The organism is Pseudoduganella lurida, assembly GCF_007830455.1.
GTDB classification, from domain to species: Bacteria; Pseudomonadota; Gammaproteobacteria; order Burkholderiales; family Burkholderiaceae_D; genus Rugamonas; species Rugamonas lurida.
Map to the genome: position 1 here is coordinate 70,259 of NZ_VLLB01000010.1, position 12,405 is coordinate 82,663.

The 12,405-nt window shown below is 65.5% G+C and carries 10 protein-coding genes; 5 read left to right on the plus strand and 5 right to left on the minus strand.

Going from position 1 to position 12,405, the window contains the following annotated elements:
- Positions 1–118: 118 nt before the first annotated feature.
- The 4 genes from IP91_RS22070 to IP91_RS22085 form a co-directional block, all read right to left on the minus strand.
- Complete coding sequence (locus IP91_RS22070; RefSeq protein WP_145652041.1) at positions 119–817, minus strand: transposase; 699 nt, start codon at positions 815–817, stop codon at positions 119–121.
- 83 nt (positions 818–900) lie between these two features.
- Positions 901–1,581, minus strand: coding sequence for a response regulator transcription factor (locus IP91_RS22075; protein WP_145652043.1), 681 nt, complete (start codon positions 1,579–1,581; stop codon positions 901–903).
- A 66-nt stretch (positions 1,582–1,647) separates the two neighbouring features.
- Positions 1,648–2,667, minus strand: coding sequence for a PAS domain-containing sensor histidine kinase (locus tag IP91_RS22080; RefSeq protein WP_145652045.1), 1,020 nt, complete (start codon positions 2,665–2,667; stop codon positions 1,648–1,650).
- Positions 2,668–2,674: 7 nt separating this feature from the next.
- Positions 2,675–5,800, minus strand: coding sequence for a DEAD/DEAH box helicase (locus tag IP91_RS22085; protein ID WP_145652047.1), 3,126 nt, complete (start codon positions 5,798–5,800; stop codon positions 2,675–2,677).
- A gap of 197 nt (positions 5,801–5,997) precedes the next feature.
- Here IP91_RS22085 and IP91_RS22090 point away from each other — a divergent pair, with 197 nt between their 5' ends.
- The 3 genes from IP91_RS22090 (at position 5,998) to IP91_RS22100 (ending at position 9,385) form a co-directional block, all read left to right on the plus strand.
- Positions 5,998–8,346: a Tex family protein gene (locus IP91_RS22090; protein WP_145652049.1), complete on the plus strand. Its 2,349-nt coding sequence runs from the start codon at positions 5,998–6,000 to the stop codon at positions 8,344–8,346.
- A gap of 115 nt (positions 8,347–8,461) precedes the next feature.
- Entirely contained in the window at positions 8,462–8,785 is a 324-nt protein-coding gene (grxD, locus tag IP91_RS22095) for a Grx4 family monothiol glutaredoxin (RefSeq protein WP_145652051.1), read from the plus strand.
- An 18-nt stretch (positions 8,786–8,803) separates the two neighbouring features.
- Positions 8,804–9,385 (plus strand): UbiX family flavin prenyltransferase, encoded by a 582-nt coding sequence (locus IP91_RS22100; RefSeq protein WP_145652052.1) that lies wholly within the window; start codon positions 8,804–8,806, stop codon positions 9,383–9,385.
- Between the two features lie 223 nt (positions 9,386–9,608).
- Here the strand turns inward: IP91_RS22100 and IP91_RS22105 are convergent, their stop codons facing one another.
- Complete coding sequence (locus IP91_RS22105) at positions 9,609–9,965, minus strand: hypothetical protein (protein ID WP_229474825.1); 357 nt, start codon at positions 9,963–9,965, stop codon at positions 9,609–9,611.
- Positions 9,966–10,646: 681 nt separating this feature from the next.
- On the opposite strand from IP91_RS22105, the gene IP91_RS22110 reads away from it, so the two are divergent.
- Entirely contained in the window at positions 10,647–11,048 is a 402-nt protein-coding gene (locus IP91_RS22110) for a MerR family transcriptional regulator (RefSeq protein WP_145652054.1), read from the plus strand.
- Between the two features lie 84 nt (positions 11,049–11,132).
- On the plus strand, positions 11,133–12,317 hold the full coding sequence (locus IP91_RS22115; RefSeq protein ID WP_145652055.1) for an isovaleryl-CoA dehydrogenase: 1,185 nt from the start codon (positions 11,133–11,135) through the stop codon (positions 12,315–12,317).
- Positions 12,318–12,405 lie beyond the last annotated feature (88 nt).

The window sequence follows — 12,405 nt, forward strand, 5'->3', positions numbered from 1 at the left end:
AGTCCTGCATAGGAGAGGTCTGCAGCGGCGTTCACGAATGGAATGCGCCAGTGTTTTCGGTTGGAAAAATATTTCCAAAAAAAGGGGACTGTCCCCGGTGGGGGATGTTGTATGAATGCTACGGGTTGGTGGGGCGCTTGAAAGGGCGGCCGCGTTTGGCGGGGAGGATCTGGCGCTGGGCCTGGCGCTCGAGGGCGTGTTTGTAGGGGTCGGTGCCGAGGGGCCAGCCCTTCAGGACGGCGGCTTCGATGGTCTTGATGTCTGCAGCGCCCAGCATTTGACTGGAGAGTTCGATGTAGGCCGCCTCGCGCTGGAACGGCGTGTTGCCGAGCGACCAGTAGACGGGGTGGTCGGTGATGGTGCCGTCCGTGCGCTGGCCGGCATGGTGGCCATAGCTGGACCAGCCGTACTGCTCCGCCTGCGCGACGAGGCCGGTGCGGACCGGTGCGTGTTCCATATAACGGCTGCAGGCCAGCAGGAAATCCCTGGCTTCGACGACGGAGGTCTTGTACCGCCCGTGCCACAGCGTCCCGGCGCGGCCGTATTTCTGGTTGTAGTACGGAACATAAATGCGGCCCAGCCACTGCATCATCTGGCCCAGGCCTTCTTCATCGGACGGCGTCAGCAGCAGGTGCAACTGGTCCGGCAGCAGCACATAGGAATGGATCGCCACCTTGTACGTGCGCGCTGCCGTGCGCAGCCAGCCGAGGAAGGCCGTGTAGTCGTCGTCGTCCTGGAACACGGGCGTGCCGTTCAGGCCCCGCTGGATCAGGTAATGGGGTTGCGACGGAACGATGAGACGGGGCAGGCGGGCCATGGGAGACGCGGCAGGGGATGGCGGGAATGGCAGGAGCGGCAATGATACCCCGACCGCCCCACCCTGTCCCCAATAAGATTTACTCAGGACAGATTGAAGCTGGCGGACAGGCTGTAGCCCTCGCCATAGGCGCTGCGCAGCGGCAGGTCCTGGCCCAGCCCGGTGCGGGCCTTCTTGCGCAGGCGGTAGACCAGCATGTCGACGCGGCGGCCGGCATCCGGATCGTCGCCGCCGATGCCTGCCACGATCACCTGGCGCGGCACGGGCCGCGTGTTGATCGTCAGTAGATGCAGGAAATTGCATTCCTTTTCCGTCAGCGTGATGGCCTGGCCCTGCAGTTCGAGCTGGCGGGCGGACAGCCGCAGCGTCCACTTGCTGGGGATCGACACGGGCTCCTGGGGACCGACGCGCCGGTCCAGTGCCTCGATATGCGCGGCCAGTTCAGGGAACTTGATCGGCTTGGTCAGATAGTGGTCGGCGCCCAGGCGCAGGCCGAGGATGCGGCTGTCGAAATTGACGCGGCCCGTCAGCACCAGCAGGCCGATCTGTGGATACAGCTGCCGCATGCGGGGGATCACATTGATGCCGTCCTCGTCCGGCAGACCGAGATCCAGCACGACGACGCCGACAGTCCCCTGGCTCAATGCGGACCACATTTCTCCGGCATTGTTGGTAATGCTGACTCCGTGCCCCATTTCAGCCAGGTAATCCGCCATTTCCTCGGCGTATTCCAGGTTGTCTTCCACGATCAGTATCTGCGTCATCGATGCGCCATTCTTGCTGTTGTTACGCTACTGAATTATCACGGCAGTAACCAGTCGGCGCAAGGCTTAAGCCACCGTTGGCAACCAAATCCTGAACTTCTTGCCGCTTTCAGGAACATTTTCCACCGAGACGTTGCCGCCATGCACTTCGGCAACCGCTTTTGCCATATACAAACCAAGTCCCGAACCGGCCACGTTGCCTGCCGCACTGCCGCGAAAGCCCCTGTCGAACAGGCGCGGCAGCTCATCTTCCGGAATGGCCGGGCCGGAATCGTATACGACGAATTCGACCCCGCCCACCGCCGCGCGGCCTGCTCGCAGGACGATTTCGGTATGCGCGGGACTGTATTTCAGGGCGTTATCAAGGAGCAGGTCGACGCACATGCGCAGGCCGGCCGGGTCGGCGCGGATCCAGTCCGGCGCACCGGCGGCCTCTACCTTGATCATGGCGCGCCGTTCGCGTGCCGCCTGTGCTGCCGCCTCCAGCAGTGCAGCCGGCGCGATGCCCGTTTCCTGCTTCTGCCGGCCGATCGCTGCCAGCCGGTCGGGCGACAGGTACTCTTCGATCATTCCCAACAGTCGGTCCGTCGCGCCCTGGATCTTGTGGTAGCGCTTGCGGGTTGCCTCGTCCGCATCCGTGCCCGTCATGACAAGGCGCTGGATGGCCCCATCGATCGTGGACAGCGGCGTGCGGAACTCGTGCGACAGCATCGACGCGAACTTCTTCTGCTGCTCGGCCAGCGCCACGCGGGCCGAGATGTCGCGCACGATGCCCACCAGCCGCAGCCCGGCCGGCGTGTCGGCCAGCGTGGACTCGATCTCGACGGGAATGCCGTGCAGCTCGGTATCGCGCCGCACGGTGCGCCGGGTGGCATCGCCCTGCGCATGGCGAACGAGCCGCGCCGGCAGATCCTGCCGCAAGGGTGCCGCCAGCGTCTGCGAGCGCGCCAGCGCCTCCTCCGGCGTGCAGCCCAGGCGCCGTGCCGCCGCCGGGCTCACGTACAGCAGCGTGCCGGTCGCGCAGTCGAGCAGCCAGTGCACATCACCGGCATGCTCGAGCAGTAACGCAAAGTCGGCGGCGTCCATGGCCCGCTCAGTCCGCCAGCGGTGCGAAGATCTGCTGCAGGTCCTCCTGCGTCAGCGCCATCTTCTGCGACTCGCCTTCGGCCAGCACGGACTGCGCCAGGTCGGCCTTCTTCTGCTGCAGCACCTGGATCTTTTCCTCCAGCGTGCCCTTGGCAATCAGTTTATAAACGAACACGGGCTTGTCCTGCCCGATGCGCCAGGCGCGGTCGGTGGCCTGCTGCTCGGCAGCCGGGTTCCACCACGGGTCGTAGTGGATCACCGTGTCGGCGGCGGTCAGGTTCAGGCCCACGCCGCCCGCCTTCAGGCTGATCAGGAAGATCGGCACGGCGCCCTGCTGAAACGCGGCCACCTGGGCGCCGCGGTCGCGCGTCTCGCCGGTCAGCAGCGCGTACGGAATGTCGCGCGAATCGAGTTCTTCCTGGATCAGCTCCAGCATGGACGTGAACTGCGAGAACACCAGGATCTTGCGGTTTTCTTCCAGCAGGTCTTCCAGCATCTGCATCAGGTCGGCCAGCTTGGCCGAGCCGGCCGCCTGCTGCTTGCGGGCCGACAGGGATTTCACCAGCCGCGGATCGCAGCACACCTGGCGCAGCTTGAGCAGCGCTTCCAGGATGACGATCTGGCTGCGCGCCACGCCCTTGCGGTCGATTTCCTCGCGCACCTTCTGGTCCATCGCCAGGCGCACGGTTTCGTACAGGTCGCGCTGGGCGCCCGTCAGTTCGACCTTGCGCACCATCTCCGTCTTTGGCGGCAGCTCCTTCGCCACGCTGTCCTTCGTGCGGCGCAGCAGGAACGGTTTGATGCGGCGGTTCAATAACATCCGGCGCTGCGGGTCGTCCTGGCGCTCGATCGGGTGGCGGAACTGCGAGTTGAACGATTTTTCATCGCCCAGCAGGCCCGGCAGCAGGAAGTGGAACTGCGACCACAGTTCGCCCAGGTGGTTCTCCAGCGGCGTGCCGGACAGGCACAGCCGGTGCTTGGTGCGCAGCAGCCCGGCGCTCTGGGCCGCTTTCGAGCGGGTGTTCTTGATGTAGTGCGATTCGTCCAGGATCACCATGTGGAAATCGTGCTCGCGCAGCTTTTCCTCGTCGCGCGGCAGCAGCGCATAGGTGGTCAGCACCAGGTCCGCCTCGGGGATCTTGTCGAACAGTTCGGCACGGTCCTTGCCCTGTAGCAGCAGCACCTTCAGGTTCGGGGCGAAGCGGGCCGTCTCATCCTGCCAGTTGCCCATCAGCGAAGTGGGGGCGATCACCAAGGTCGGGTGCGTCATCCGGCCCGACTCCTTCTCGACCAGGATGTGCGCCAGGGTCTGTACCGTCTTGCCCAGGCCCATGTCGTCGGCCAGGATGCCGGCCAGGCCGTATTCGCGCAGGAACTGCATCCAGGCCAGGCCTTCGCTCTGGTAGTCGCGCAGGGTGGCCTGCAGGCCGGCCGGCGTGGGCACCCGCTTCACGGCCGAGAACTGGTTCAGGCGGCGGCCCATGTCGCGCAGCTCTTCGCCGCCGGTCCAGTTAAATTCGCCGGTACGGGCCAGCTCGTCGAGCCGGGCCGCGTCCAGCGTGGCCATGCGGACGGCATGGCGGATCTTGTCGTTGAAGTACAGCTCGCCCAGGGTGCCGAGGATCGGTTTCAGGCGCGCCCACGGCAGCGCCACGCGTGCGCCGCCCGGCAGGGTGGCCAGCATCTGGTCCGTTTCGCCATGGGCGGCGATCGCCTTGGTGCTGAAATCGTTCGGCATGTTGCGGATCATCTGCACCAGCACGGGCAGCAGCGGCACGCGCTCGCCGTTCACGGCGATGCCCAGTTCCAGCTCGAACCAGGCGTTGCCCGTGTCCGGTCCCTCTTCCTCGACTTCGGCGTACCACTCTTCCACCGCCGTCATGTCGTAGCGGTATTTACTGGTCTTTTCCACCTGCCAGCCCGCGGCTTGCAGTTGCTCGATTCCGGACTCGGCAAAGCGGATCCAGTCGGCCTGGCCGGCCAGCAGCAGGCCGCCGCGCACGGAGGACAGGGGCAGCGCCGTGGGCTTGCGGAAACCCAGCGCCGTCAGCGTGTCGAGCGCCGCCGTTTCGGCCGCTTCGTTGCGCTGGATGATCTCGGTGACGTCGCCGCGCTGGCGCACCACGCGCTGGGACGGATCGAACGACACGCGCTCGCCGTCGTAGTCGTACGACAGCACGGCGTAGTCGTTCCATTTCTGCGCCGTGCCCTCGGCCAGCTGGGCCGAATCCAGGACCAGGATGGGACGCGGCTTGACGTCCTCGCGCAGGCGCTGCGGCAGCGGTTGCGGCAGCGGCATGAGCTGCTGCAGGCCATGCGCCAGCAGCAGCTGCGACACGCGCATCTTGTCGTTCGGCATCAACAGCGGCGCCTGGGCGACCAGCGCCTGCAGTTCGGCCAGCGGGATCTCGGCGCCGCCCTGGTTCAGGTGCAGCACGCCACACGATAGGTTGTCGATATACCACGGCGGTTCGGTGGGCAGCATGTAGTCGATCTGGTCCGCGCCGGCGTGGCGGGCGCTGGCTGCCGCATGCTCGGGTTCTTCCACCTTCCAGCCCAGCCGCAGCCCCTTGCCTTCCTCGCGCCAGGCCAGGTTGGCGGTGCGCTGCTGGCCGGCCTTCATCGGATAGACCAGGCCGTTGCCCACGTCCGCCCAGGAGTTGGCCCATAGCAGTTTTTCCTGCTCCGACAGCATCTGCAGCAGGGCCGCGCCGATCTTGCCGCGCGGTTCCGTGGCACTGCCGGTCGGCGAATTCGGTCCCGTTCTCATTGCCACAAAGAAACGCACCAGGTCCTCGTCGCCCGGCTCCAGGAAGGCGGGCGGCGTGGACAGCAGCGAGAACACTTCATTGACGGGACTGGCCGTGGCCACGTCGCCATTCGGCCGCAGCCGCGCTTTGTACAGTGCCAGCGCCACGTGCCGGCCACCGGACGTCGGTGCCAGCACGTAGATCAGCTTGTAGCTGGTGGCCTTCGGGTCGGGATCGACCGGCGCCAGCCTGGCCTTCGGATGCGTGGCGGCGTCGACCCGCTGCAGCCAGATGGCCACCGCGTACGGCAACTGGGAGGGCGGCGGGCTGGCGGGAGCGGGAGCAGTGGGGGCTTCGCGGGTTTCGTCGCGGGTCAAATCCATTGGGCGCATGTTGTAAGTCAGGACGGTTCAAAAACAGCAACATGCAATATTATCCGCCAACAGCCCTTCTGTGTTCGTGAATGTGCAACTTGGCCGTCCATGGCAGCGTGGTCCGTTGCGCCGATGGTGCTCGGCGCGCAGACGGCGTATGATTTCGGCCCTGTCTTTCCAGAAATGAAATCAGAGGGGTCAAAACCGTGCTGCCCACCATCGAACAACGCCTGGCCGCCGAGCTGGCCGCCCGTCCGGCCCAGGTGGCCGCCGCGATCGCCCTGCTGGACGAAGGCGCCACCGTGCCGTTCATCGCCCGTTACCGCAAGGAAGCCACCGGCGGCCTGGACGACATCCAGCTGCGCCTGCTCGAAGAGCGCCTGCGCTACCTGCGCGAGCTGGAAGACCGCCGCGCCGCGATCGTTGCCTCGATCAACGAACAGGGCAAGATGACACCGGCGTTGCTCGACAGCATCATGCATGCCGAGGACAAGACCCGCCTGGAAGATCTGTATCTTCCTTATAAGCAGAAGCGCCGCACGAAAGCCCAGATCGCCATCGAGGCGGGCCTGGCGCCGCTGGCGGAGGGCCTGCTGGCCGATCCGTCGCTGCATCCGGAAACGGAGGCGGCAAAATTCCTGCGCGAGGCCTTCACGACCTCCGACGGCAACAACCCGGGCGTGGCGGACACCAAGGCGGCGCTGGACGGTGCCCGCCAGATCCTGATGGAACGCTTTGCCGAGGATGCCAACCTGGTGCAGTCGCTGCGCGAGTACGTGCAGGACCACGGCGTGGTCGATTCGAAGGTCATCGAGGGCAAGCAGGAAGAAGGCGAGAAATTCGCGGACTACTTCGATTATTCGGAACCGCTGGCCAATGTGCCGTCGCACCGCGCGCTGGCGCTGATGCGGGGCCGCCGCGAAGGCATCCTGGACGTGACGCTGCGCCTGGACACGGAAGCGGAAAAGCCGAAGTGGGATGCGCCGCCCAATCCCTGCGAGAGCCGCATCGCCGCGAAATTCGGCATCAAGTCCGCCGGCCGCCCGGCCGACAAGTGGCTGGGCGACACGGTGCGCTGGACCTGGCGCGTGAAAAGCTTCATGCACCTGGAAACGGAGCTGATGGGCGCGCTGCGCGACAAGGCCGAGGCCGATGCCATCGGCGTGTTTGCCACCAACCTGAAGGCGCTGCTGCTGGCCGCCCCGGCCGGCCCGCGCGCGACGATGGGCCTCGATCCCGGCCTGCGCACCGGCGTGAAGGTGGCCGTGGTGGACACGACCGGCAAGGTGGTCGAGACGGCCACCGTGTACCCGCACCAGCCCCGCAACGACTGGGAAGGCACGCTGCACACGCTGGGCCTGCTGGCCGCGAAGCACCAGGTGTCGCTGATTTCGATCGGCAACGGCACGGCGTCGCGCGAGACGGACAAGCTGGCGCAGGACCTGATCAAGCGGCACGCCGAGCTCAAGATGCAGAAGATCGTCGTCTCCGAGGCCGGCGCGTCGGTGTATTCCGCCTCCGAATTCGCCTCGAAGGAACTGCCGGACATGGATGTGTCGCTGCGCGGCGCCGTGTCGATCGCGCGCCGACTGCAGGATCCGCTGGCCGAGCTGGTGAAGATCGACCCGAAGTCGATCGGCGTGGGCCAGTACCAGCACGACGTGAGCCAGTCGCAGCTGGCGCGCACGCTCGATGCCGTCGTGGAGGATTGCGTGAATGCCGTGGGCGTGGATGTCAACACGGCATCGGCGCCGCTGCTGGCGCGGGTGTCGGGCCTGTCGTCCACCGTGGCGCAGAGCATCGTCACCTATCGCGATGCGAAGGGCGCGTTCACCTCGCGCGCGGCGCTGAAGGCCGTGCCGCGGCTGGGCGACAAGACGTTCGAGCAGGCCGCCGGCTTCCTGCGCGTGATGAACGGCGACAATCCGCTCGATGCCTCCGCCGTGCACCCGGAATCGTATCCGCTGGTGCAGAAGATCCTGGCCGACATCGGCAAGGACATCAAGGCCGTGATCGGCGCCGGCGCCGTGCTGAAGACGCTGTCGCCGGCCCGCTACGCCGATGACAAGTTCGGCGTGCCGACCGTGACGGACATCCTGAAGGAGCTGGAAAAGCCGGGCCGCGACCCGCGCCCGGAATTCACCACCGCCACCTTCAAGGACGGCGTGGAGGACGTGGCCGACCTGCGGCCGGACATGATCCTGGAAGGCGTGGTCACCAACGTGGCGGCGTTCGGCGCGTTCGTGGACATCGGCGTCCACCAGGATGGCCTGGTGCACATCTCGGCGCTGTCGAACACCTTCGTGAAGGATCCGCACACGGTGGTGAAGGCCGGCCAGGTCGTCAAGGTGAAGGTGCTGGAGGTGGACGTGAAGCGCAAGCGCATCGCGCTGACGATGCGCCTGACGGACAGCGCTCCGGCCGCCGGCACGCGCCCCGAACAGCGCGCCGACCGCAACGACCGCCGCGCCATGGGCCAGCAGCACAAATCCCAGGCGCGCGACCCGGCACCTGGCGGCTCGATGGCCGCCGCCTTCGCCAAGCTGCGCGGCTGAGTCCGTGTCCTGGTGCCAGGCACCAGGACACGGACTCGACCGTCAGCGGTCCAAGCAGCACAGTAGCGAATCCCTGTAAAATGCCGCATCCAACTTTTTTCTTTTCGAGGCAGCCATGAGCGACGTACAAAACTGGATCAAGGACACCGTGACGAGCACCCCCGTGGTGCTGTTCATGAAAGGGACCGCCCAGTTCCCGCAATGCGGTTTTTCCGGCCGCGCCATCCAGATCCTGAAAGCCTGCGGCGTCGAGAACATCGCCACCGTGAACGTGCTGGAAGACGCGGAAGTGCGCCAGGGCATCAAGGAGTATTCGAACTGGCCAACGATCCCGCAGCTGTACGTGCGCGGCGAATTCATCGGCGGTTCGGACATCATGAACGAGATGTTCGAATCGGGAGAACTGAAGACGCTGCTGTCGGCCGGTTCGGCGCAGTAATCGCATCGGTAATCGTCCATGACGCAGCGCGTGCGGCGGATCATCGTCGCCATCACGGGTGCCACCGGCGCCGTGTATGGCGTGCGGCTGCTGCAGATGCTGCGCGAACTGCCCGGCGTCGAAACCCACCTGGTGATTTCGGACGCCGCGGTCCTCACGCTGCACGAGGAAACGGGCCTGGCCCGGCGCGAAGTGGAAGCGCTCGCGCATGTCGTGCACAAGACCCACAACGTGGGCGCCTCGATCGCCAGCGGCTCGTTCGCGACGGACGCCATGGTGATCGCTCCCTGCTCGATGAAGACGCTGGCGGCCGTGGCCCATGGCCTGGCGGACAACCTGGTCGCGCGCGCTGCCGACGTGACCCTGAAGGAACGCCGTCGCCTCGTGCTGATGGTGCGTGAAACGCCCTTCAACCTGGCACACCTGCGCAACATGACGGCCGTCACGGAAATGGGCGGCATCATCTTTCCGCCGCTGCCGGCCTTCTACCACCGGCCGCAGACGATCGCCGAGCTGGTCGACCACACGGTCGCACGCGTCATCGACCTGCTGGGACTCGACGTGGGCGATATGCCACGCTGGAATGGCCTGACGGGATAGGAATGAAGGCGGATGGCGCTCTGGCCATCATTCGGAAGTGACCGGTTGCCGGTCGCCCCAACGGCGATGTGGTGTCACCGTCGCCGCTGCGACCGTCGAGCGGGTCGCAACGGTTACAAATTCCACCTGGAAACCCCAGATAAAATCGATTACATTCCTGCCTAAGTGACAGGAAAGCGCTCGGGCCGGCGACGAGCGCGCCGGTCACCGGAGGCGCCGTGCCTTATTTCTGGTAGTTGACGCGCACCAGCATGCGGATGAATTCGCGAGCGATCTGACGGTGGTGCTCGTCGAGCCGCTGCAGGTCCGCGATCAGCTTGACGTCGGCCGATTCGAAGCGGGACAGGCCATTGCCGCCCTCGCCCGCCGGCGCTGCCGACTCGGGGCCGCCGAAGCGCAGCCACTCCGCGGGAACACCCAGCCATTGTGCGATCATCCGCAGCTTTTCCTGCGTGGGGATCGCCTCGCCGACCAGCCATTTTCGCGCGGCGTGGACGGTGATGGGCCGCCCCTCGAAACGGATGTTGAATTCTCGGGCCAGCCGCGTCGGGCTGTCGGGAGAATAGTGGGCGTTTTTCAATGCCTGCTGTAGCCGCTGGCTAAAGCTTTCGCGTTCATTCGAAGAATTCATAGTTGCACTATTTCATGTCACGACATGAATGTCAGTCTCAAGTGTGACAAGACCAATTGTGACAAACGGGACGTGGAGGGAAGTAACATTTTAACCTTCAATCGCTCACCCCCGCCAGTCTTTTGTGACTTTTATGACCGAATAGTGTGCAATCGGCAGCTCACAGTTTTACGACGGACACGAATGTTTAACAAAAGCAACTGCAGGGACGGCACCAGGCAGGGCACCCTGCAAACCGCTGCCCCGTTCCGTGCATCCCATGAATTTTCGCTTCCGGACTGCCGCTGTTGTTTGTTGCCGCGGCATGGAATCGTATGATGCCGTTCGTCCCGGCAGCCCGGCGCACGATACCATCGCGCCACAATTTGTCACGCCGCGGAAGTGCTTCCTGAAGCGAAAGACCGGCCTGCCATGCAGCATTCGAAGGACAAAAATGGCTGGCACTATTTGCGTCCCCGCGACGCCCGCCGGTGCCGGGCGGACGGCCACCAGCTCGCCCTTCGCGGCAGGACGCGGTGCGCTACAATTGACGTTACGTAAACAGGAACTGAGCGGAACCGAGCGGAACAGAGCGGCAGCACCGAGCCGAAGCACCGAGCCGAAGCATCCAGCGGAAGACACTGCAAGACCATGCCCACCTATACCATCACCGAACTGGCGCGCGAATTCGACATCACGCCGCGCGCCATCCGCTTCTATGAAGACCAGGGGCTGCTGAGCCCTTCGCGCGAAGGCACCGGCGGGCGCAACCGCGTCTACGGCGCGCGCGACCGCACCCGCCTGAAGCTGACCCTGCGCGGCAAGCGCCTGGGGCTGGCGCTTTCCGAGATCAGGAGCCTGGTGGACATGTACGAGTCGCCGAAGGACACCACGGCGCAGATGCACCGCTTCCTGAGCGTGCTGGCGCAGCACCGCGAAACGCTGGAACAGCAGCGCGAGGACATCGAGATGTCGCTGGCCGAGATCGCCGCGCACGAGGAAGAGTGCCGGCGCCTGCTGGCAGCGGCCGAACCGCGGGAATCCGCCGCCTGACAGCGGGCGGAACCACGTGGCCCTTGCTCCGGCCGCACTTTACGTTTACGTTAACGTCATTCCAAAATAACGAGCGAGGACGACATGCTGCATCTCCCAGGCCTGACCTTTGACCATGGCGACGACATCGCCGCGCTGCGCGAAGCGGTCCAGCAGTTCGCCCAGGCGGAAATCGCGCCCCGTGCGGCCGAGATCGACCGCACGGACCAGTTCCCGATGGACCTGTGGCGCAAGATGGGGGAGCTGGGTCTGCTCGGCATCACCGTCGGCGAAGAATATGGCGGCGCCAACATGGGCTACCTGGCCCATATCGTGGCGATGGAAGAGATCTCGCGCGCGTCCGCTTCCGTGGGGCTGTCGTATGGCGCGCACTCGAACCTGTGCGTCAACCAGATCAAGCGCAACGGCACCGAGGCACAGAAGCGCAAGTACCTGCCGGGGCTCCTCTCCGGCGAGCAGATCGGCGCGCTGGCAATGTCCGAGCCGAATGCGGGATCCGACGTCGTCAGCATGAAGCTGCGCGCCGACCGCCGCGGCGACCACTACGTGCTGAACGGCACCAAGATGTGGATCACCAACGGGCCGGATGCGGACACGCTGGTGGTCTACGCGAAAACGGACCTGCAGGCCGGCGCGCGCGGCATGACGGCGTTCCTCGTCGAAAAAGGCTACAAAGGCTTCTCGATTGCCCAGAAGCTGGACAAGCTGGGCATGCGCGGCTCGCACACGGGCGAACTGGTCTTCGTCGACTGCGAAGTGCCGGTGGAGAACGTGCTGGGCGGCGAGGGCAAGGGCGTCAACGTGCTGATGTCCGGCCTGGACTTCGAGCGCACCGTGCTGTCCGGCGGGCCGCTGGGCATCATGGCGGCGTGCATGGACGCCGTCGTCCCCTACGTGCACGACCGCCAGCAATTCGGCCAGCCGATCGGCGAGTTCCAGCTCATGCAGGGCAAGCTCGCCGACATGTATTCCACGATGATGGCCTGCAAGGCCTACGTGTACGCCGTCGGCCAGGCCTGCGACCGCGCCGTCTCGCCCGAACAGGTGCGCGCGCTGCGCAAGGACGCCGCGGGTGCCATCCTGTACAGCGCCGAGAAGGCGACGTGGATGGCCGGCGAAGCAATCCAGGCGCTGGGCGGCAACGGCTACATCAACGAATACCCCGTCGGCCGGCTGTGGCGTGACGCGAAACTGTATGAAATCGGCGCCGGCACGTCCGAAATCCGCCGCATGCTGATCGGCCGCGAGCTGTTTGCCGAGACGAAGTAAGCCACTACGGCTGCGCCCGTGTCCACCTTGGGGTCAGACCCCGACATGGACACGAGCTCAACCATGCTGCATGGGAGGCTGCGAGAGC